At 70.2% G+C, this 21,053-nt stretch carries 23 protein-coding genes; 18 read left to right on the top strand and 5 right to left on the bottom strand.

The window, feature by feature from the left end; all coding sequences use genetic code 11:
- Positions 1-45 precede the first annotated feature (45 nt).
- The 3 genes from FA740_RS03800 to FA740_RS03790 all read right to left on the bottom strand — a co-directional run bounded on the left by FA740_RS03800 (position 46) and on the right by FA740_RS03790 (position 4,045).
- Positions 46-1,827 carry a heme biosynthesis HemY N-terminal domain-containing protein gene (locus tag FA740_RS03800; protein WP_136855443.1) on the bottom strand — a complete coding sequence of 594 codons (1,782 nt, stop codon included), beginning with the start codon at positions 1,825-1,827 and terminating at the stop codon, positions 46-48.
- Positions 1,828-1,837: 10 nt separating this feature from the next.
- Complete coding sequence (locus tag FA740_RS03795; RefSeq protein WP_136855442.1) at positions 1,838-3,265, bottom strand: ABC transporter C-terminal domain-containing protein; 1,428 nt, start codon at positions 3,263-3,265, stop codon at positions 1,838-1,840.
- A gap of 117 nt (positions 3,266-3,382) precedes the next feature.
- Entirely contained in the window at positions 3,383-4,045 is a 663-nt protein-coding gene (locus tag FA740_RS03790; RefSeq protein ID WP_246053455.1) for a uroporphyrinogen-III synthase, read from the bottom strand.
- 65 nt (positions 4,046-4,110) lie between these two features.
- On the opposite strand from FA740_RS03790, the gene tsaD reads away from it, so the two are divergent.
- From tsaD to truA, 9 genes are all read left to right on the top strand, one after another.
- Positions 4,111-5,178, top strand: a complete 1,068-nt coding sequence (gene tsaD, locus FA740_RS03785) for a tRNA (adenosine(37)-N6)-threonylcarbamoyltransferase complex transferase subunit TsaD (protein ID WP_136855440.1) — start codon at positions 4,111-4,113, stop codon at positions 5,176-5,178.
- Positions 5,175-6,113: an NAD(P)H-dependent glycerol-3-phosphate dehydrogenase gene (locus tag FA740_RS03780; protein ID WP_136855439.1), complete on the top strand. Its 939-nt coding sequence runs from the start codon at positions 5,175-5,177 to the stop codon at positions 6,111-6,113. The genes tsaD and FA740_RS03780 overlap by 4 nt, the downstream gene beginning before the upstream one ends.
- Positions 6,113-6,385 (top strand): YciI family protein, encoded by a 273-nt coding sequence (locus FA740_RS03775; protein ID WP_136855438.1) that lies wholly within the window; start codon positions 6,113-6,115, stop codon positions 6,383-6,385. Before FA740_RS03780 ends, FA740_RS03775 begins: the two co-directional genes overlap by 1 nt.
- Complete coding sequence (locus FA740_RS03770; protein ID WP_136855437.1) at positions 6,385-6,810, top strand: EVE domain-containing protein; 426 nt, start codon at positions 6,385-6,387, stop codon at positions 6,808-6,810. The genes FA740_RS03775 and FA740_RS03770 overlap by 1 nt, the downstream gene beginning before the upstream one ends.
- A 293-nt stretch (positions 6,811-7,103) precedes the next feature.
- The gene (locus FA740_RS03765) at positions 7,104-7,349 is read left to right on the top strand and encodes a DUF4170 domain-containing protein (protein WP_136855436.1); all 246 of its coding nucleotides are present in this window, start codon (positions 7,104-7,106) and stop codon (positions 7,347-7,349) included.
- Entirely contained in the window at positions 7,349-8,524 is a 1,176-nt protein-coding gene (locus FA740_RS03760) for a 3-deoxy-D-manno-octulosonic acid transferase (RefSeq protein ID WP_136855435.1), read from the top strand. The genes FA740_RS03765 and FA740_RS03760 overlap by 1 nt, the downstream gene beginning before the upstream one ends.
- On the top strand, positions 8,521-9,510 hold the full coding sequence (gene lpxK / locus FA740_RS03755; RefSeq protein ID WP_136855434.1) for a tetraacyldisaccharide 4'-kinase: 990 nt from the start codon (positions 8,521-8,523) through the stop codon (positions 9,508-9,510). Before FA740_RS03760 ends, lpxK begins: the two co-directional genes overlap by 4 nt.
- A gap of 142 nt (positions 9,511-9,652) precedes the next feature.
- Positions 9,653-10,624: a 5-bromo-4-chloroindolyl phosphate hydrolysis family protein gene (locus FA740_RS03750; RefSeq protein WP_136855433.1), complete on the top strand. Its 972-nt coding sequence runs from the start codon at positions 9,653-9,655 to the stop codon at positions 10,622-10,624.
- Positions 10,624-11,424, top strand: a complete 801-nt coding sequence (gene truA / locus FA740_RS03745) for a tRNA pseudouridine(38-40) synthase TruA (RefSeq protein WP_136855432.1) — start codon at positions 10,624-10,626, stop codon at positions 11,422-11,424. Before FA740_RS03750 ends, truA begins: the two co-directional genes overlap by 1 nt.
- Here the strand turns inward: truA and FA740_RS03740 are convergent.
- Positions 11,373-12,068: a sugar transferase gene (locus FA740_RS03740; protein WP_136855494.1), complete on the bottom strand. Its 696-nt coding sequence runs from the start codon at positions 12,066-12,068 to the stop codon at positions 11,373-11,375. The two genes, truA and FA740_RS03740, sit on opposite strands and share 52 nt — an antisense overlap.
- 255 nt (positions 12,069-12,323) lie before the next feature.
- On the opposite strand from FA740_RS03740, the gene FA740_RS03735 reads away from it, so the two are divergent.
- The 9 genes from FA740_RS03735 to FA740_RS03695 all read left to right on the top strand — a co-directional run bounded on the left by FA740_RS03735 (position 12,324) and on the right by FA740_RS03695 (position 20,079).
- A complete protein-coding gene (locus FA740_RS03735) occupies positions 12,324-12,782 on the top strand; it encodes a universal stress protein (protein ID WP_136855431.1) in 459 nt (152 codons plus the stop codon).
- 90 nt (positions 12,783-12,872) lie between these two features.
- Positions 12,873-13,436: a NifU family protein gene (locus FA740_RS03730; RefSeq protein ID WP_136855430.1), complete on the top strand. Its 564-nt coding sequence runs from the start codon at positions 12,873-12,875 to the stop codon at positions 13,434-13,436.
- Positions 13,429-14,019: a tRNA (adenosine(37)-N6)-threonylcarbamoyltransferase complex dimerization subunit type 1 TsaB gene (gene tsaB, locus FA740_RS03725; RefSeq protein ID WP_136855429.1), complete on the top strand. Its 591-nt coding sequence runs from the start codon at positions 13,429-13,431 to the stop codon at positions 14,017-14,019. The genes FA740_RS03730 and tsaB overlap by 8 nt, the downstream gene beginning before the upstream one ends.
- Positions 14,016-14,444: a GNAT family N-acetyltransferase gene (locus tag FA740_RS03720; RefSeq protein WP_136855428.1), complete on the top strand. Its 429-nt coding sequence runs from the start codon at positions 14,016-14,018 to the stop codon at positions 14,442-14,444. The genes tsaB and FA740_RS03720 overlap by 4 nt, the downstream gene beginning before the upstream one ends.
- A gap of 81 nt (positions 14,445-14,525) precedes the next feature.
- Positions 14,526-15,515, top strand: coding sequence for a BMP family lipoprotein (locus FA740_RS03715; RefSeq protein ID WP_136855427.1), 990 nt, complete (start codon positions 14,526-14,528; stop codon positions 15,513-15,515).
- Positions 15,515-17,158, top strand: coding sequence for an ABC transporter ATP-binding protein (locus FA740_RS03710; RefSeq protein ID WP_211243637.1), 1,644 nt, complete (start codon positions 15,515-15,517; stop codon positions 17,156-17,158). The genes FA740_RS03715 and FA740_RS03710 overlap by 1 nt, the downstream gene beginning before the upstream one ends.
- Entirely contained in the window at positions 17,158-18,264 is a 1,107-nt protein-coding gene (locus FA740_RS03705; RefSeq protein ID WP_136855426.1) for an ABC transporter permease, read from the top strand. The genes FA740_RS03710 and FA740_RS03705 overlap by 1 nt, the downstream gene beginning before the upstream one ends.
- Positions 18,261-19,289: an ABC transporter permease gene (locus FA740_RS03700; RefSeq protein WP_136855425.1), complete on the top strand. Its 1,029-nt coding sequence runs from the start codon at positions 18,261-18,263 to the stop codon at positions 19,287-19,289. The genes FA740_RS03705 and FA740_RS03700 overlap by 4 nt, the downstream gene beginning before the upstream one ends.
- Positions 19,273-20,079 (top strand): purine-nucleoside phosphorylase, encoded by an 807-nt coding sequence (locus tag FA740_RS03695; protein ID WP_136855424.1) that lies wholly within the window; start codon positions 19,273-19,275, stop codon positions 20,077-20,079. Before FA740_RS03700 ends, FA740_RS03695 begins: the two co-directional genes overlap by 17 nt.
- Here the strand turns inward: FA740_RS03695 and yghX are convergent.
- Positions 20,067-20,948, bottom strand: a complete 882-nt coding sequence (yghX, locus tag FA740_RS03690; RefSeq protein ID WP_136855423.1) for a YghX family hydrolase — start codon at positions 20,946-20,948, stop codon at positions 20,067-20,069. The two genes, FA740_RS03695 and yghX, sit on opposite strands and share 13 nt — an antisense overlap.
- Between the last annotated feature and the right edge of the window lie 105 nt (positions 20,949-21,053).

The raw sequence follows: 21,053 nt of genomic DNA, 5'->3' as shown, positions 1-21,053 counted from the left end.
GGGGCATGGCGGATTTTTTGCGCCATGCCCGGTGGGATGCGCCGCTCAGGGGCGCGTGCGACCCTCGGTCCAGTCGGCCTCGTCGGAGGGTTCGACATCGGGGCGGACCATGACCGGTTCGTTGACCGGCTCGGGTTTGGGGTCGGGCGCGGGTTCCGAATGCTCGGGCTGGGGCATCGGGTCCGTGACGGGGCCGGTCAGGTCGGGCACGGGTGCGTCCGGCGCTGCGACCGCGGGCTGCGGGGCGGGCGCCTCGACGCGCACGGGTTCCGGCGTGGTCACCGTGGAGGACGGGTGGTCATAGGCCACGTAATCGCTTTCGCGCGGGACCATGCCGGGGGCGACCTTCGGCTGTTCCACCCGGCGCGGTGCGGGGCCGGGCGGATGCGGCTGGACCGGGCTGCTGAGGTCCGGCGCATCAGCCAGATCGGGCTCGGCCGGTTTGGGGCTGCCGACCAGCAGGGGCAGCATCTCGGCGCCGGTGGGGGTGGTGGCGCCGCTGCGGGGGCCGTCGGGCTCTTTCCAGGTCAGCGTGTCGAAACCGCCGCAGCTGTCGCAGACAGGCGCCCAGGCATGCATCACGTTGTGGCAGGTGTCGCAGCACCATTGCGGGCCGCGCGACGCCGACAGCGCCCGGGTCAGCCAGCCGCGCACGACGCTGTCATCAGCGCCCTCGCCGCGTTCGATCGCGGCCATGATCGACAGGGTGCGCACGGTCGGATGTTTCTCGGCCAGATCGCCCAAGGCGCGGCGGGCGCCGGGAAAGTCCTCGGCGGCCAGCAGCAGCTCGGCCTTGAGCAGGCGCGATTCCTCGTGGTCGCGATTCTGAGAGATCAGCCGGTCAAAGCGCGCCAGCCGGGCGGCCGAGGATTCGTCGGGCACGATCTCGGCATAGGCGGCGGCCACATCCGGATGCGGGCGCACCGACCAGGTCTTTTCCAGGATGCGCGAGGCGTTGCGATAATCCTTTTGCGCGACATAGCTGCGCGCGGCCAGCACCGCCGCCGGGATCAGGTCGGGCGAGGCCTTGGCGGCCGAGATGGCAGCTTCGCGCGCGCTGATGGAGTTGCCCTTGGCCAGCACGTCGCTGGCCTCCTGCAGGGCCAGCACGGCGTCGCGACGCAGCGCGACGTCCTTGGGCAGGTCGCCCTGATTGCGCTTGTCCTTGAGGGTGCGGCGGGCGCCCTTCCAGTCATGCTCGCGGGTCTGCAGATCCAGCAGGGTGTCCTGAACCTCCTTGTGGCGCGGCTTCAGCGCATAGGCCTTTTGCGCCAGCAGCAGCGCCTTGTGGGTGTCGCCCTCGGCCAGCTTCTGGCGCATCAGGCCGCGGATGCCCACAAAGCGGGTGCGGTCGTCATCCAGCAGCGTGCGATAGATGTCGATGGCGCGGCGGGTATCGCCCGAGGTCTCGGCCGCCTGCGCCGCCAGCAGATTGGTCAGGTGCGGCTGGTTGAGGTATTTCGCGGCCCGCGCGGCCTTGTCCTGGGCCAGCTTGCCCTCGCCCGAGGCGACGGCCAGCATCCCCTCGCCAAAGGCGGCATAGCCCTTGCGCTCGCGCGAGCGGGCGAAATGGCGGTTGATGGCGGTCTCGTCGCCGACCAGGAACCGCAGGACCGCAATCAGCAGGCCCACCAGCTTGAAGATCAGCCAGGCGGCAATCATCAGCACGAACAGCGCCGCCAGCGCTTTGAGCGGCGACAGCGCGTATTCCATGCCGCCATATTCCAGGCGCAGCACCTGCCCGGTTTCCGACAGCTGGACGGCCCCCAGGGCAAGCGCCAGGACGACCGCAAAGAAGAACAGGATTTTCAACAGCGACAACAGCATCGGACGACCCTCAATTCGAGCCCGAGGACAGGTCGGTCAATGCCGCCCGTGCCTGGGAATAGGCGGTTGCGCGCGACATCCAGTCGGCCATGGCCGGGGCCTGCATCGCGGGCTGTGGCAGGGCCTGCATCTGGGTCAGGGCGGCGTCGATGCGCCCGGCCTGCACGTCGGCATCGGCGCGCGACAGGATCGCGTCGGCATCGTCGCCATCGCGCGGCGCGACCGAGCGGGCGCCGGTCTGGGCGCGCAGGAAATTGGTCAGCAGGTTGCCCTGACCGCTGGCGCTGCTGTCGCGCAGACTGGCGCGCAGGGCGGCACGGGCGGCCTCGGGGAAATCGGTCTGCAATTCGGTCAGGCTGGGCACCGGGGTCTGCAGCGCGTCGGGCGTGTCCAGCCCCGCACCTTCCAGCGCGGTGCGGGCCTGCTCGGGCGTCACGCCCGCGTCCAGCGCGGTCTGCAGCGCGGCGATGGCGGCCACGGCCTCGGCGCGGCGGGTGCTTTCGGCGGCGGCCTCCTGCAGGGCCTCGGCCTCGGCGCGGGTGGCATCCAGGCTGGATTGCGCATCGGCGGCGGCGGTCTCGATCTGCTCCTGCAGGGCCTGGGCGGCCTCGGGGTCGAAGGCGGGGCGGGCGGACAGTTCGTCCAGGCGGGCCTGCTGTTCGTCCAGGCGCTGGCGCAGATCGGCCAACTGGTCGGGATCGACCGCGGGGGCGGCGGCGACGGGAGTGTCGGCGTCAGGCGCGTCGGCGTCAGCGGTGTCGGCCTCAGGCGCGGGGGTGTCGGCCGGGGCCTGGGACAGGGCCGCGACCTGCTCCTCCAGCGCCTCGATGCGCGGCAGAAGATCGTCGGGCAGGGCCGCGTCCGGTTGGGTCTGGGCCAGTTCCTCGCGCGCGGCGTCACGGCCTGCGGCAGCGGCGGCGTCGATCATCGCCTGCGGATCGGCGTCCTGCGCGTCACCGTTTGCGGCAACCGGGGCGGGCTGCCAGGCGGCGGGCAGGTGCGGCAGCGCATAGATGGTCGCGGCGGCGCCCAGACCGGCGGCCACGACGCCGCCCAGGGCCACGGGCCAGAACCCCGTCTTGCGCATCGGCGCGGCGGCGGGCCGGGGGGATGCGCTGTCGGCGGGGGCGGTGCGGGGCTTGGGCGCCTCTGCATCCTTGGCCGCGAAGGGCGACGGCCCGGCGCTGGCGCTGCGGGCGGCGGCCGGGGCCAGTCCATCGGTGCCGTCACCGACCAGCGTCGATCCGACGGGGCGGACCTCTCCGGGCTGGCCGGCCTGGGCGGGGGTTCCGGCGCCGACCGCGGCATGGTCGATCACGCCGACATGGGCGGGAATCCGACGGATCTCGGGTCCGGCATCGGCGGCAGAGCCCGCCGCGGGGATGGTGGAATCGCTGGTGGGGGCGGTGCCCCCGGTGGTGGTCTTTGGTTTCTTCACGTCCCTGTCCCCGTCTCATGCCCGAATGGGTCGCCCTTGCGTCTCCAGAACGGGTCTGGCCGCGCGGGCATCCTGCGCAGCCTAATCAGCGCGGGCTGAACGCTCAACCCGCCGTCGTCACCTTGGTTCCGCGATCATGGCCCGGCGAATTGCCGCATCCATCGCCGGTCCCGAAGGCGTCTCCGCCACGATCCGCAGCGCCGCGGGCGCGGTCCAGGCCGCATCCGCCGCCGCGCTGATCGCCACCAGCCGCAGCGGCGCCCGCGCGCCGGCGGCCATCGCCGACAGCAGCCGCGCCGAACGCGGCGACCAGACCGGCACGACCAGCGGCCGCGCGCCCATCAGCGCCGCCCGCGCCACAGGCGTCAGCGCCAGCGGCTGCTGATCATAGACCACCACCCCCGGCACCGGCAGCCGCTGCGCCAGGTGGCGGCCATGCGCATGGACCAGCGGCACCGGGCAGGCCGCGATCAGCGGCGCCAGGCTGTCCGCCGTGCCCTGCCCGACCGTCACCGCAAAGCCCGCATCGCGGGCGGCCTGGGCGGTGCGCTCGCCCACGCAGATCGCCGGGCGCCCACGCCCCGGCCCCGCCGACGGCACCGCATGGGCCGAGGTGAAGACCAGCCCGTGGGCCTGCGCCAGCAGCGCCCCATCATGATCGACCGGCACGATGCGCAGCACCGGAGATATCAGCGCGTCATGGCCCAGACGCGCCGCGTCCCGCTCCGAATCGGGGCGGGGGCGGGTCAGTAGCAGCAGGGGGCGGGGCGCGGGCGGCATTGGCATCCTGTCGGGCGGGTGTTACGCCCTGTGGCTACGCCTCAGCCATCATCCGGGCAAGAGCCATGACACAGACCATCTTTCTGGGCATCGAGAGCAGCTGCGACGACACCGCCGCCGCCATCGTGACCGGCGACCGGCAGATCCTGTCCAGCGTGGTCAGCAGCCAGTCCGACCTGCATGCCGATTTCGGCGGCGTGGTCCCCGAGATCGCCGCCCGCGCCCATGCCGAACGCCTGGACCTGGTCGTCGAACAGGCGCTGGTTGATGCCGGTCTGGGCCTGGACGCGCTGAGCGGCATCGCGGTCACCGCCGGACCCGGGCTGATCGGCGGCGTGATGGCGGGCGTGATGTGCGCCAAGGGCATCGCCGCGGGCACCGGGCTGCCGCTGGTGGGGGTGAACCATCTGGCGGGGCATGCGCTGACGCCGCGGCTGACCGATGGGATCGACTATCCCTATCTGATGCTGCTGGTGTCGGGCGGGCATTGCCAGTTCCTGCGCGTGGACGGGCCGGACGCCTTCACCCGCCTTGGCGGCACCATCGACGACGCGCCCGGAGAGGCCTTTGACAAGGTCGCCAAGCTGCTGGCCCTGCCCCAGCCCGGCGGCCCGCATGTCGAGGCCGAGGCGGCGGGCGGCGATGCGGACCGCATCCCCCTGCCCCGCCCGCTGCTGGACCGCCCCGGCTGCGACATGAGTTTCTCGGGGCTGAAGACGGCGGTGCTGCGCGCCCGCGACACGCTGATTGCGGATCAGGGGGGCCTGCGCACGGCCGACCGGCGCGATCTGTGCGCGGCGTTCCAGGCGGCGGTGGCCGATGTGCTGGCCGAGAAATCGCGCCGCGCGCTGGCTTTGTCGCCGGTGCCGGTGCTGGCCGTGGCGGGGGGCGTTGCCGCCAACGGGCCGATCCGCGCGGCCCTGCAGCAGGTCGCGGCGGCGGCGGGCGCGCGGTTTCTGGCCCCGCCTTTGCGGCTGTGCACCGACAATGGCGCGATGATCGCATGGGCCGGGATCGAGCGGTTCCGCATGGGTCATCGCGACGACATGACGTTGTCGGCGCGCCCGCGCTGGCCGCTGGATCAGGGCGCCGCACCCATGCTGGGCAGCGGCAAGCGGGGGGCCAAGGCATGATCGGCATTCTGGGCGCAGGCGCCTTTGGCACGGCGCTGGCGGTGGCGCTGGCGGCGAACGGGCCGGTCACGCTGTGGGGGCGGCGCATCGACTGGCGCGGCGAAAATCCGCGCCTGCCCGGCGTGACCATGCCCGGTGCGGTGACGGTCACCCAGGATCTGGACGCCGCGCTGGCCTGCGACACGATCCTGCTGGCGCTGCCCGCGCAGGCTTTGGGCGGGTTTCTGGACGAACACGGCGCGCGGCTGGCGGGCCGGGTCCTGGTCAGCACGGCCAAGGGGATCGACCTTGCGCATCTGACCGGGCCATCCGCGCTGATCGCGCAGGCGGCCCCCGATGCGGTGGTCGCGGTGCTGACGGGGCCGTCGTTTGCCGCCGATATCGCGCGCGGGCTGCCCACCGCGCTGACGCTGGCCTGCGCGGATGCGGCGGCGGGCGCGGCGCTGCAGACGCGGCTGTCGACGCCGGTCCTGCGACTTTACCGGACCACCGACGTGACCGGGGCCGAGCTGGGCGGCGCGCTGAAGAACGTCATCGCCATCGCCGCGGGCGTGGTGATCGGCGCGGGTCTGGGCGACAGCGCGCGCGCCGCGATCATCACCCGCGGCTTTGCCGAGATGACGCGGCTGGCCACGCATCTGGGCGCGCGCCCCGAGACGCTGACCGGGCTGTCGGGCCTGGGCGACCTGACGCTGACCTGCACCTCGGCGGGGTCGCGGAATTTCCGGTTCGGCTGCGCGATCGGGTCGGGGTCGGCCTGGGACAGCGCCACCACGGTCGAAGGCGCCGCCACCGCCCGCGCGCTGGCGCGGATGGCGCTGCGCGACGGGCTGGACCTGCCCATCGCCGCGATGGTCGCGCGCCTTGCCCAAGGCGACGTTTCGGTGGAAAAGGCCATGGACCGCCTGCTGGCCCGACCCCTCAAGGAGGAATGATGCCCCTGTTCGCCGTGATCTGCCGGGACAAGCCCGGTGCCCTGCAAACCCGTCTGGACACCCGCGACGCCCATCTGGGCTTTATCCGCGAGACCGGAATCGTCCGCATGGCCGGCCCCCTGATGGAGGAGGGCGAGATGCGCGGATCGCTGGTGATCCTGGAGGCCGACGACCTGCCGGCCGCGCAGGCCTGGGCCGCGAACGACCCCTACAAGTCGGCGGGGCTGTTCGCCTCGGTCGATGTGGTCGAGTGGAACAAGGTGATCGGCTGATGGCCTATTGGTTGTTCAAATCCGAACCCGACGTCTTTGGCTGGGACGATCTGGTCGCCAAGGGCGATCGGGGCGAGGAATGGGACGGGGTGCGCAGCTATCAGGCGCGCAACAACATGCGCGCGATGGCCCTGGGCGACCGGGGGCTGTTCTATCATTCCAACATCGGCAAGGAGGCCGTGGGCATCGTCGAGGTGATCGCGCTGGCCCATCCCGACAGCACCGCCGAGGACCCGAAATGGGAATGCGTGGACATCCGCGCCCTGTCCCGCCTGCCCCGCGCCATCAGCCTGGAAGAGGCCAAGGCCGAGCCGCGCCTGTCCGACATGGTGCTGGTGAACAATTCGCGCCTGTCCGTCCAGCCGGTGACCGAGGCCGAATGGGCCGTCATCATGGAGCTGTCGGGCGCGGACGCCCCGGATTGACCGTCCCCGGCTGATCGCGTTCGCGGAAGGGGCGCCGGGGGCGGCAGGCCCCCGGTCCGTCTGTCGCGCCGCGCTTTGGCCTGCCAAGGGGGCAAAGCGCGGTGATGCGGGCACACCCCTGTCCCCGCGATGGTTCCGGGCCTTCTGCCCTCGGGCCCGATCCTAGACGCCCGTCCGCCGGGCAGGCAAAGGCGGAACACCTCGAATTTTATGCGTTTCCGCTTCACCGCAGGGGCGGCGCGCGCTAGGTTCGCCCCCGTCCCGATACCCCGTATCCCCCCTCAGGAGGTCCCATGAGTCAGCGCCTGCATCTCGTCTTCGGTGGCGAGCTGGTCGATCCGCAGAGCACCAAGTTCCGCGACACCAAACAGATCCACATGGTCGGCATCTTTCCCGATTACGACAGCGCCTTCGCCGCCTGGAAGGCCGAGGCGCAGCGCACCGTGGACAGCGCCCATACCCGCTATTTCATCGCGCATCTGCACCGCCTGCGCGACGAACAGCGTGAGGTCAGCCCGACCGAGGAACTGGGCGGCTGATGACCCGGCCGGGATCGGGGCTGGGCCAGTTGGGGCTGTGGCTGCATCTGCGCGGCCGCCGCACCGACGCCGCGTCCCTGCCCGCGATCCCGGCCGGCACCGGCCCCGCGCTGGTGGTCCATACCGCCCCTGACGCGGCCCGGGCCGCGCCCCAGATCATCGCCTGCCTGACCCGCGCGCGCGCCGGGCTGCGCCTGGACGCGGAGGGCGGGGCCGACGACCCGGTCGTGGCCGCGCAGCTGCTGGACCAGGCGCGCCCACGTGCCGTCCTGCTGCTGGGCTCCGATCTGCCGCCCGCGCTGATCGCGGCGGCCACCGCGCGGCGGGTGCCGGTGATCCTGGCCGAATGCCGGCTCAGCGCGGCGGATCTGGGCTGGGGGCTGCAGGCGCTGATGCGCCGTCAGCTGCTGTCGCAGATGGAGGCGATTCTGCTGACCGACATGCCCAGCCTGATCATCGCCCGCCGCATGTCCCTGCCCGAGGGGCGGCTGTCCATGACCGGCCCCGTCTCTGAGATCCGCGAGCCGCTGCGCTGTTCCGAGACCGAGCGCGCCTCGATGGCGCAGCAGATGAACGGGCGCCACGCCTGGTTCGCGGCCTGCCTGCCGCAGGCCGAGGAGGAGGCCGTGCTGTCCGCGCATCAGGCGGCGCTGCGGCGGTCGCATCGTGCGCTGCTGATCATCGCGCCCGCCGATCCGACCCGTATGGACGCCCTGGCCCGCGACATCGAGGCGCAGGGCCTGACCGTCGCCCGGCGCAGCGAGGACGAGGATTTCGGCGACGAGATCCAGGTCCTGCTGACCGACGGCCCGACCGAGATGGGGCTGTGGTATCGCCTGGCGCCCGTCAGCTTCATGGGCGGCACGCTGTCGGGGGAAGCCGACGCGATGCGCCACCCGTTCGAACCCGCCGCCCTGGGATCGGCCATCGTGCATGGCCCGCAGACCGGCCCGCATGCCACCGAATGGCAGCAGCTGTCGGGCGCCCAGGCCGCACGCCAGGTGCGCCATGCCGAGGATCTGGCCCTGGCCGTCACCGAACTGACCCAGCCCGAAACCATCGCCACCCTGGCCAGCAACGCCTGGACCGTCAGCACGGGGGGCGCCGACGTCGCCCTGCGCATCGCCACCCGCGTCGCCGAGACGCTGGAGCGTCCCGAAAGGCAGCCCGCATGACCCGCGCCCCCGGCTTCTGGTTCCTGACCCCTCCGACGATGCGCGCGCGCCTGCTGGCGCCGCTTGGCGCGGGTTATGCGCGGGCCACCGCCCGCCGCCTGGCGCAGGGGCCGCGCGAGCGGGTGGGCGTGCCGGTGATCTGCGTGGGCAACGTCAATGCGGGCGGCACCGGCAAGACGCCCACCGTGATCCATCTGCAGATGGCGCTGGCGGCGCGGGGGATCGCCGCGCATGTGGTCTCTCGCGGGTATGGCGGCAGCGCGACGAGGCCGCTGCGCGTGGACGAGCGCGCCCATGACGCCGCCCTGACCGGGGATGAGCCGCTGCTGATGGCGGCCTTTGGCCCGGTCTGGGTGGCCGATGACCGCCGGGCGGGCGCGCGGGCGGCGGTGGCGGCGGGGGCGCAGGCGATCATCCTGGATGACGGGTTCCAGGACCCGGCGCTGGCGCATGACCTGTCGCTGGTGGTGGTGGATGCGGCCAAGGGGTTCGGCAACGGGCTGTGCATCCCTGCGGGTCCGCTGCGCGAGCCGGTCGCCGTGGGTCTGGCGCGGGCCGACCTGCTGCTGTCCATCGGGCCGGATGCGGCGCAGGCGGGGTTTGCCCCGCCCCCCGGCGCGCCACCGCATCTGCGCGGGCAACTGGCGCCTTTGCAAATGGGCTTCGACTGGCGCGGGCACCGGGTGCTGGCCTTTGCCGGCATCGGCCACCCGGAGAAGTTCTTTGCCACGCTGCGGTCCTTGGGCGCCGAGATCGTCCGGGCCGAGGGGCTGGACGACCACCAGCCCTTCACCCCCGCCCTGCTGACCCGGCTGGAGACCGAGGCGCGGATGACCCGCGCACAGCTGGTCACCACCGAAAAGGACGCGGCCCGCCTGCCCCGCGCCTTTCGCCCCAAGGTCATGGCCCTGCCAGTGCGGCTGGCCCTGACGGATGACGCGCTCCTGACTGCGGCGCTGGACCGGCTGTTTCCGCGCGCCGTTTGAATTTCCGGGCGTGATGCCGATATAAGGCGCTGGATGCGAAAGGATGGCCATGTCTCGCAATGCCCAGGCTCGGCTGAGCTTTTATCTGCTGCTGGTGCTGACGCTCTATGCCTCGATGGCGGGCGGGGGCTGAGGGGGGATCATGTCGAACCGATTCGGAGGGCGCTTTTCGCCCGGAACCCGCACGCAGCCCGCCCTGCCCCCCACGCCGCGCCACCCCCATGAGGGGCGGCCGAAATGGATCACCCTGGCGGCGACGCCCTTTCTGCTGGGCGCGTTCTTTCAGGGGGCTGCGGGCATGGTCACCGACCTTGCGGCCTTTGGCCTGGTCGCCAGCGGCATGTGGATGACCCGAGAGGGGCTGGTGGCGCAGGCCACCTTTCAGGCGCGCCGCATCGCCAAGCGGCCCGCCATCCCGCGCAAGCTGTTCGGCGGTGTGCTGGCGGGGCTGGGCCTGGGTCTGGGCGCCGCTGAACCCGGCATCTGGGCCGAGGCCGGGCTGATCGGGGCTGCGGGCCTGGCGCTGCACCAGATCAGCTTTGGCCTGGACCCTTGGCGCGACAAGACCGCCGCCGGCGTGGACAGCTTTCAGCAGGATCGCGCGCAGCGGATGATCGACGAGGCCGAGGGCCATCTGGAGCAGATGCGCGCGGCCATCACCCGCACCGGCGACCGGCGGCTGGAGGCGCGGGTGGCGATGTTCGACGCATCCGTCCGGCACCTGTTCGACCGGGTGCGCGACAATCCCGGCGGGCTGTCCTCTGCCCGGCGCTATCTGGGGGTCTATCTGATGGGGGCGCGGGACGCGACGATGCGCTTCGCGGACCTCTATGCGCTGACCCAGGACCAGACGGCGCGGGCCGATTACGAGAGTTTCCTGGACGATCTGGAAAAAGATTTCATCGCCCGCGCCGACCGGCTTCTGGATGGCGACCGCGACGCGCTGGACATCGAGATGTCGGTCCTGCGCGACCGCCTGGCCCGCGAGGGGCTGACCGGCGCCGCGACCCGCGTCGACCCCGCCGACCGCCCCGCCCTGCAGAGCGCCGAGGCGCAGACGCTGGACGATCTGCTGCGCACGCCCTTTCCGGGGCAGAAGGTTCCGCGCGACTGATGCCCCGCTTTGCCTTGCAGGTCGAATATGACGGCGCGCCCTTTGCCGGCTGGCAGGCGCAGGCTGACCAGCCCTCGGTCCAGGGTGCGATTGAAACCGCGCTGGCGCGGCTGGACCCCGGTTTCGCGACCCGCCGCATTGCCGCCGCCGGGCGCACCGATGCGGGCGTGCATGCGACCGGACAGGTGGCCCATGCCGATCTGGACCGCGATTGGGACCCGTTCCGCCTGTCCGAGGCGCTGAACTGGCACCTGAAGCCCGCCCCCGTGGCGATCCTGCAGGCGGCGCGGGTCGATGACGATTTCCACGCGCGGTTTTCCGCGGTCGAGCGGCGCTATCTGTTCCGGCTGGTGGCGCGGCGGGCGCCGATGACCCATGGCAAGGGGCAGGTCTGGCAGGTGCTGAACCCGCTGGATGTGGGCGCGATGCGGGCGGGGGCGGCGCATCTGGTCGGGCATCACGACTTTACGACCTTCCGGTCGTCGATCTGTCAGGCGAAAAGCCCCGTGAAGTCGCTGGACGAGATCCGGATCGAGGCGCAGCCCATTCCGCAGGGCATGGAATACCGGTTCCACCTGCGCGCGCGGTCGTTCCTGCACAATCAGGTGCGCAGCATCGTCGGCACGCTGGAGCGGGTGGGCGCGGGATCATGGGCGCCGGACCGGGTGCGCGACGCGCTGGAGGCACGCAACCGCGCGGCCTGCGGGCCGGTCTGTCCGCCCCACGGGCTGTATCTGACGGGGGTGGGTTACCCGCGCGATCCGTTCGGCGCGCGTGGCGAGGGGCCGACCGGCAGATAGGAATGGCCTCGGCGGCGACGGCGCGGGCGCTCGTCTCGCGAGGAGACGACAATCTTGACCGTGTGCCACAGGATCCACAGGTCCAGCCGCATGGAGCGGTGGCGCTGATAGATCAGGTCGATCTTGAGCTTGGCTGGCAGGCAGCGGCGAGCGTAGGCGCGCTCGGTATCCTCGGCAGACTTGCAGCTGGCAAGAATCCGATCCTCGTGGCGGTGATAGATCAGCGTGGCGAGCCCCGTGACGCCGGGACGGCTTTTCAACACTTGGCCGTAAATGCTGGGATACCGCTCGACATACTCGCGAATGGTCGGGCGGGGTCCGACAAAGCTCATGTCGCCCTTGAGGATGTTGAACAGCTGCGGCAATTCGTCGATACGCGTGCGGCGCAGGAAATGCCCGAGCGGCGTAATCCGCCATTTTTTATGTCCGCCAGTCACGCCCGAATCCGTCTCGGTGCATAGCATGGTGCGGAACTTCAGATGGGTAAAGGGCCGGTTCGGACCGCGCATACGCGGCGCTGCGTAAAAGATCGGTCGACCTTGCGTCACCAAAAGCACCAGCGTGACCACGCCCATCAACAGCGAGAGCGGGATCAGCAGCAGGATGGCGAAGACGATGTCGAACAGCCGTTTGGAAGTCGGCATAGGATTGCGGTCGGCGATCTTGAGCCGGGCGAACCAAGCCATCTGCGAACCCGCGATGCCTACGGCGTCCGTCTTGTCCCAGTCATGGTGGATCGTCACGACACCGTCCGCTTTGCGATTTCCAGAATATATACGTCGCCGCTAGCACATCGTGCAGAGATTGGGAACCGCCCGGCCTGCCGTCTCGGCAATCACTTGCGCGTGCATGGCACATCGGCCACTGTCCGGGGACAGGAAACAGGGGTCCGGGTGACGATGCGGAAATTTCTGGTCCTGCTGGACGACAGCAGGGAATGCCTGAACGCGATGCGCTTTGCCGCGATGCGGGCGGCGAAATCGCAGGGCGCGTCGGTGGTGATCCTGTCGGTCATTCCCGCCGAGGAGATCCAGCACGGATTCGGCGTGGCCGACGTGATGCGCGCCGAGGCGCGCGAGCGGATCGAGGCGCATTTCGAGGTGTTCGCCAAATGGATGCGGTCCCGCCAGGGGATCGAGCCCGCGCTGGTCATCCGCGAGGGCGACACCGCCGAGGAGCTGCTGGCGCAGATCACCGAGGATGGCGAGGTGGGCGTCGTCGTGCTGGGCCTGTCCTCCGACAAGAGCAGCACGAACCCGGTGCTGACGCGGCTGCTGCGCGACCCCACGGCGCTGCCCTGCGCGATCTCTCTGGTGCCGGGCGATCTGTCCAAGGAGCGGCTGGAGGCCATCACCTGAGCCTTGCCGCGGCATGGCCCGGCGCGTGGCGGGCGGGCGGGTTGACCCAAGCCCCCCGGATCGCCATATCGGGATCAAAGGAGCGCCCCCATGTTCATCCAGACCGAGACCACCCCGAACCCCGCAACGCTGAAATTCCTGCCCGGAGAGACGGTGCTGGGCAGCGGCACGGCCGATTTCCCCTCGCCCGAGACCGGGGCCGCATCGCCCCTGGCGCGGCGGATCTTTGCGGTGGACGGGGTGACCGGCGTGTTCCTGGGCCGCGATTTCGTGACCGTGACCAAGGCCGACCAGGTGCCGTGGGATCATCTGAAGCCGTCGGTCCTGGGCGCGATTATGGAGCATTTCCAGTCGGGCGCCCCGGCAATTGAGGGGGCTGCATCCGACAATGGCGGCCATGTCGCCCATGAGGCCGGCCCCGATGCCGAGATCGTCGTGCAGATCAAGGAGCTGCTGGACACGCGCGTGCGCCCTGCGGTCGCGCAGGACGGCGGCGACATCACGTTCCACGGTTTCGATCGCGGGATCGTCTATCTGCACATGCAGGGGGCCTGCGCGGGCTGCCCGTCCTCGACCCTGACGCTGAAGATGGGGATCGAGAACCTGCTGCGCCATTACATCCCCGAGGTGGTCGAGGTCAGGCCCGTTGCCTGAGCGGATCACCCTGGGTTTCGACACATCGGCCGCGCATTGCGCGGCCGCTTTGCTGCGCGGCGATGCGGTTCTGGCGTTGCGCCATGAGCCGATGGCCAAGGGCCAGGCCGAGCGGCTGATGCCAATGCTGGAGGAGATGCTGGCCGCGGCGGGGCTGGGCTGGCGCGATCTGGACGGGATCGGGGTCGGCACGGGGCCGGGCAATTTCACCGGCATCCGCGTGGCGGTCGCGGCCGCGCGCGGGCTGGCACTGTCGCTGCGCATCCCGGCGGTGGGCGTGGGCGCGCCCGAGGCGCTGGCCTGGGGGCTGCCCCGGCCCTGCCGGGTGGTGATCGCGGGCAAGGGCGACATGGTCATCTGGCAGGACTTTGCCGAGGGCGCAGGGGGCCGGCCGCAGCAAGCTGCGACCGGCGCGCTGCCGCCCGGCCCCGCGCCGGCTGCGCCGGCGGTGGGGATCGCCGAGGGGGTGGCGCGTCTGGCGGCCGCGCGCGCGGGCGATCCGCAGCCCCGGCCCGCGCCCGTCTATCTGCGGCCCGCCGATGCGGCGCCCGCGCGTGATGCGCCGCCGGTGATCCTGGCGTGACCGGCGCGACGCCCGAGGCGCTGGCCGCCCTGCATGCGCGCTGTTTCAAACGGCCGCGCCCGTGGTCGCCTGCGGAATTCGCGGGTCTGCTGGGTACGCGCGGGGTGTTCCTGCTGACCGCGCCGGGCGGGTTCCTGATGGGCCGCGCCATCGCCGGTGAGGCCGAACTGTTGACCCTGGCGGTGGACCCGGATACGCGGCGGGCGGGCATCGGGCGTGGTCTGGTTGCCGATTTCGCAGGCAGAGCCGCCCGGATGGGGGCCGATGCGGCCTATCTGGAGGTCGCGGCAGACAACCTTGCGGCACGGCGGCTGTATGAGGCCACGGGATGGCTGGAAGCGGGCGTCAGACGGCGATATTACGGCCCCGCGACGGATGCGATCGTCATGCGTCTGACGCTGCGTGCCACCCAAGAAGGCGGTTGACCGGCCCCATGCGATGCGCCCTAATCGGGCGATCAGCGGGCCCGTTGAATCGCCCGCGAAAAACAGGATGAGGTTGCTTACATGTCCCTGATGAAATCGCTTCTGGCGGGCTCGGCCCTGGCGGTGCTGTCGACCGGCGCAGCGCTGGCCGATCCGGCCCTGATCTATGATCTTGGCGGCAAGTTCGACAAGTCGTTCAACGAGGCGGGCTTCATGGGCGCGCAGCGGTGGGTCGAGGAGACCGGCGGCACCTATCGCGAGCTGGAGATGCAGTCCGAGGCGCAGCGCGAGCAGGCGCTCCGCCGCCTGGCCGAAAGCGGATCGAACCCGATCGTGATGGTGGGCTTTGCCTTTGGCGACGTGCTGACCCAGGTGGCGGGCGATTACCCGGACACCAAATTCGCCATCATCGACATGGTGGTCGAGGCGCCGAACGTCCAGTCGATCGTCTTCACCGAGGAAGAGGGCAGCTATCTGGCGGGCGTGATGGCCGGTCAGGCGTCTGAATCGGGGACCGTCGGATTCATCGGCGGCATGGACATCCCGCTGATCCACAAGTTCCATTGCGGCTTTGCGCAGGGCTTCAAGGCGGTCCAGCCCGAGGGGACCGTGCTGATGAACTTTACCGGCACGACGCCCGCGGCCTGGAACGACCCGGTCCGCGGCGGAGAGCTGACCCGCGCGCAGGTCTCGCAGGGCGCCGACGTGGTTTACGCGGCGGCGGGCGGCACCGGCATCGGCGTGCTGCAGACGGCGGCCGATCTGGGCGTGCTGTCCATCGGCGTGGACAGCAACCAGAATGCGCTGCATCCGGGGCAGGTGCTGACCTCGATGGTCAAGCGCGTGGATAACGCGGTGTTCGACGCCTTCACGGCGGGGACCGAGCTGGAGGCGGGCATCCGCGTCATGGACCTGGCCGCCGAGGGCGTCGATGTCGCCATCGACGACAACAACGCCGATCTGGTCACCGCCGAGATGCAGGCCGCCGTGGACGAGGCGCGCGCCGCCATCGCCTCGGGCGAGGTCGTGGTGCATGACTACATGACCGACAACGCCTGCCCGGCCTCGTAATGACCACCGCAAGCGACATGTTGGGGGGGCGGTCGGACACGGCCGCCCCCGCTGCCATCGAGCTGCGCGGCATCTCGAAGGCGTTCGGGGCGGTTCAGGCGAACCGCGACATCAGCCTGTCCGTGCCCCGCGGCACCATCCACGGCATCATCGGAGAGAACGGCGCCGGGAAATCGACGCTGATGTCGATCCTCTACGGGTTCTACAAGCCCGATGCGGGGCAGATCCTGGTGGGCGGCCAGCCGATCAGCATCAGCGACAGCCAGACCGCGATCCGCGCGGGCATCGGCATGGTGTTCCAGCATTTCAAGCTGGTGCAGAACTTCACCGTGCTGGAAAACATCATCCTGGGCGTCGAGGATGGCGCGCTGCTGCGCCCCTCCCTGTCCAAGGCGCGCGGCGTGCTGAAGCAGCTGGCGGCCGAATACCAGCTGAACGTGGACCCCGACGAGGTGGTGGAGAACCTGTCCGTCGGCCACCAGCAGCGGGTCGAAATTCTCAAGGCGCTGTACCGCCAGGCCGACATCCTGATCCTGGACGAGCCGACCGGCGTGCTGACGCCCGCTGAGGCCGACCACCTGTTCCGCATCCTCAAGGGGCTGCGCGACGAGGGCAAGACGATCATCCTGATCACCCACAAGCTGCGCGAGATCATGGAGATCACCGACAACGTGTCCGTCATGCGCCGCGGCGAGATGGTGGCGTCGGTCAGGACCGCCGAGACCAGCCCCGAGCAGCTGGCCGAGCTGATGGTGGGCCGCAAGGTCCTTTTGTCCGTGGACAAGCAACCGGCGCGGCCCCAGGCCCCGGTGCTTGAGGTGCGCGGCCTGACCATGGTGGATATCGACGGGGTCGAGCGTCTGCGCGGCATCGACCTGGACATCCGCGCCGGAGAGATCCTGGGGATCGCGGGCGTGTCGGGCAACGGTCAGACGCAGCTGCTGGAGATTCTGGGCGGATACCCCGAAAAGGGCGCCAAGGTCAGCGGCGATGTGCAGTTGAACGGCGCCCCCCTGCCCCTGTCCGGGCGCGGCTGCGATGCCGGTCAGCGCCGCCGCGACGGCGTGGGCCACATCCCCGAGGACCGTCAGGTCGAGGGGCTGATCATGGATTTCACCGCCTGGGAGAACGTGGCCTTCGGCTGGCACGATGCGCCAGAGTTCAACAAGGGCTGGCTGATGGACAATGACGCCATCCGCCGCGACGCCCAGGCCAAGATGGAGCGTTTCGACGTGCGCCCGCGCGACTGCCATCTGGCGGCGCGCAATTTTTCGGGCGGGAACCAGCAGAAGATCGTCGTCGCGCGCGAGATCGAACGCAACCCCGACCTGCTGCTGATCGGCCAGCCCACGCGCGGCGTCGATATCGGCGCGATCGAGTTCATCCACAAGCAGATCGTGGCGCTGCGCGATGCGGGCAAGGCGATCCTGCTGGTCAGCGTCGAGCTGGACGAGATTTTGGCCCTGTCCGACCGCGTGGCCGTGATGTTCGACGGCCGCATCATGGGCGAACGCCTGCCCGGCCAGACCACCACGGGCGAGCTGGGCCTGCTGATGGCGGGCATCACCGATACGCAGAACACCCCCGCCGAAGCCGGTATTCCGCCCGAGACGACCCATGACATGCCGGAAGGACGCGCCTGATGGACAAGATGCCGAAATGGGCGGACGTGATCCTGACGCCGCTGATCTCTCTGATCCTGGCGATGGGCATTTCCGCGCTGGTGATCCTGGCCATCGGCGAAAGCCCGTGGGAGGCGCTCAAGACGATGGTCCAGGGCGCGCTCGGCTCCAGCTATGGCTGGGGGTTCACGCTGTATTACGCGACCAATTTCATCTTTACCGGGCTGGCCGTGATGGTCGCCTATCACGCCAGCCTGTTCAATATCGGCGGCGAGGGGCAGGCGGCGATGGGCGGCCTGGGGGTCGCGCTGGTGCTGCTGTACCTGCCGCTGCCGCATTGGGGGCTGGCGCTGCCGGCCGCGATGATCGGGGCGGCGGCCTTTGGCGCGGCCTGGGCCTTTATCCCGGCGATCTTGCAGGCGAAACGTGGCAGCCATATCGTGATCACCACGATCATGTTCAACTTTATCGCCGCCGCGACGCTGAACTATGTGCTGGTGAACCTGCTGCGCCCGGTGGGCAGCATGGACCCCGCCACGGCGCGGTTCCCGGCCTCCACGAACCTGCCGTCCCTGACCGACATGGCGGCAGCCATCGGCATCACCTGGGGGCGCAACACGCCCGCCAACATCACCTTTCTGGTGGCCGTGCTGGCCTGCTTCCTGATCTGGGTGCTGATCTGGCGCACGCGCCTTGGCTATCAGATCCGCGCCCTGGGCCGGTCGGAACCCGGCGCCGTCTATGCGGGCATCAGCCCGGTGCGCATCACCGTCATCGCCATGCTGATTTCCGGCGGGCTGGCGGGCCTGATGGCCATCAACAACGTCATGGGCGAGGCCGAGCGTCTGGTCCTGAACGCGGTCGAGGGTGCGGGCTTCATCGGCATCGCGGTGGCCCTGATGGGCCGCAACCACCCCCTGGGCATCCTGCTGGCGGCGCTGCTGTTCGGGTTCCTCTATCAGGGCGGCGGAGAGCTGGCGCTGTGGACCTCGATCCCGCGAGAGCTGATCGTGGTGATCCAGGCGCTGGTCATCCTGTTCACCGGCGCGCTGGACAACATGGTCCGCATGCCGCTGGAGCGGCTGTTCCTGACCATGAAACGGACCAGCCGGGGGGCGGTGAAATGAACATCCGCGAATCGCTGATCGCGATCATCGTCCTGTCCATCTGCGTGATCTGGGCGCTGGCCGACGGGGCCGCCGCCCAGCAGGGCATCGGCAGCGCGCTGCGCCTGATGACGCCGCTGTTGCTGGCCTGTCTGGCGGGGCTTTATTCCGAACGCGCCGGGGTCTTTGACATCGGGCTGGAGGGCAAGATGCTGATGGCGGCCTTTACCGCCGCATCGGTCGCCTATCTGACCGGCAGTGCCTGGCTGGGACTGGCGGCGGGCATCGCGGGGTCGCTGTCGCTGTCGCTGATCCACGGCCTCGCCTCGATCACCTTCATGGGCAATCAGCTGATCTCGGGCGTGGCGATCAACTTCCTGGCCTCGGGGCTGACGGTGCTGATCGGGCAGAACGCATTCGGTCTGGGCGGGCGGACGCCGTCCCTGACCGGGGCGGGTCGGTTCCAGCCGATCACCCTGCCTTTGGCCGATGCCCTGCGCGATGTGCCGGTGCTGGGGCCGATCTATTCGGGGCTGATCTCGGGGCAGACGATCCTGGTCTATGTGGCCTTTGCCATGGTCCCGATCACCTGGTGGGTGCTGTTCCGCACCCGCTTCGGCCTGCGCCTGCGCGCGGTGGGGGAAAACCCCGCATCGGTGGATACGGCGGGCGTGTCGGTCACCCGGCTACGCTATACGGCGGTGGCGATCTGCGGCATCCTGTGCGGCATCGCGGGCGCCTATCTGGCGACCGGCCTTTCGGCGGGCTTCGTCAAGGAGATGACCGCCGGGCGCGGCTTCATCGCGCTGGCCGCGCTGATCTTTGCCAAGTGGCGGCCTTGGCAGGCGCTGTTTGCGACCTTCCTGTTCGGCCTGCTGGAGGCGATCGCGAACCTCTATCCGAACCTCGATCTGGGGATCGTGGTGGTGCCGTCGATGTTCATGAACGCGCTGCCCTATATCCTGACGGTGGTGATCCTGGCGGGCTTCGTCGGCCGCGCCATCCCGCCCCGCGCCGGAGGAGAGCCCTATGTCAAAGAGCGCTGAGCTGGCCGCCCTGATCCGCGACCGCGCGGGTCCGGAGGCCCCGGAATACGGCCTGATCCTGGGATCGGGCCTGGGGCATCTGTCGGCCCAGGTCGATGGCGTGGCGATCCGCTATGACGATCTGCCGGGCTTTCCCCATGCGGGCGTGTCGGGCCATGTCCCCCAACTGGTCATCGGCCAGCTGGAGGGGCGGCGCGTCGCGGTCTTTGGCGGGCGGTCGCATTACTACGAATCGGGGCGGGCGGACGCGATGCGCCTGCCGCTGGAGGTGCTGGCGGCCCTGGGGTGCCAAAAGCTGATCCTGACCAATGCGGCCGGATCGCTGCGCGCGGACATCCCGACGGGCGGGCTGATGCTGCTGAACGACCATATCGCCTTTGCCGGCACCAACCCCCTGATCGGAGAGGCAACCGACGCCCGCTTCGTGCCCATGACCGACGCCCATGACGCGGAGATGCGCGGTGCCCTGCGCGACGCCGCCGCCGCCGAAGGGGTCGAGATGCCCGAGGGGGTCTATTGCTGGTTCTCAGGCCCCAGCTTCGAGACCCCGGCCGAGATCCGCGCCGCCCGCGTGCTGGGCGCGGATGCGGTGGGCATGTCCACCGTGCCGGAGATCATCCTGGCGCGGTTCCTGGGGCTGCGCACGGCGGCCATCTCGGTCATCACCAACATGGGGGCCGGGCTGTCCGACGAATCGATCAGCCACGACCACACCAAGGCGATGGCCCCCCTGGGCGCGGCCAAGCTGGAGGCGGTGCTGCGCCGGTTCCTGAAGGGTCAGGTCAGGTAGCGGGCGAACCAGTCCAGCGTCCGCTGCCACGCCAGATCGGCGGCCTCGGGGTCGTATCGCGGCGTCGAATCGTTGTGAAAGCCGTGATTCGTGCCGTGATAGACATGCGCCTCATAGGTCTTGCCCTCAGCCTGCAGGGCGGCCTCATAGGCGGGCCAGGTGGCGTTGACGTTCTCGTCGATCTCGGCGAACTGGAACAGCAGCGGCACCTGGATCTTGGGCACATCCGCCACCGGCGCCTGTCGCCCGTAAAAGGGCACCGACGCGCCCAGCTCCGGATAGGCCACCGCCAGCGCGTTGCAGACCCCGCCGCCATAGCAGAACCCCACCGCGCCCACGCGGGTGGCATCGTCGTGGCCCATCAGATGCTCGGCCCCGGCAAAGAAATCGTTCATCAGCAGGGTGGGGTCCACCTCGGCCTGCAAAGCCCGCCCCTCCTCGTCATTGCCCGGATAGCCGCCCTTGGAGGTCAGCCCGTCGGGGGCCAGCGCCAGATAGCCGGCCTTGGCCAGCCTGCGCGCGACATCCTCGATATAGGGGTTCAGCCCGCGATTCTCATGGATCACCAGCACGGCGGGCCAAGGGCCGTCGCCTGCAGGGGCGACCTGATAGGCGCGCACCGCGCCGTGCCCCTCGGGCGAGGGATAGGTCACGTATTCCGGCACGATCTCGGGGTCGTTGAAGTTCACCTGCTGGGCCAGCGCATAATTCGGGCGCAGCATGTTCAGCAGCGCCAGCGCGGTCACGCTGCCCACCGCGAACTTGCCCGCACGGTCCAGGAACTGCCGCTTGGTGATGCGGCCGTGGGCGTAAAAGTCATACAGCTCCAGCAATTCCTGCGGGAAATCCTTGGCACTCATCCGGGTCATCGGGCTCTCCTTGGGTTGCACGACGCGCAGCCTAGGCCGAACCCGCGCCCCCGCCCGATCACAAAAGGGCGACCTGTGCCGCGCGGCCCTGCGGCCAATGACCCC

It is taken from the genome of Paracoccus hibiscisoli (assembly GCF_005048265.1).
Taxonomy (GTDB): Bacteria; Pseudomonadota; Alphaproteobacteria; order Rhodobacterales; family Rhodobacteraceae; genus Paracoccus; species Paracoccus hibiscisoli.
Note: the sequence above shows the minus strand (reverse complement) of the source record. Positions and strands in the feature narration are given on the sequence as shown.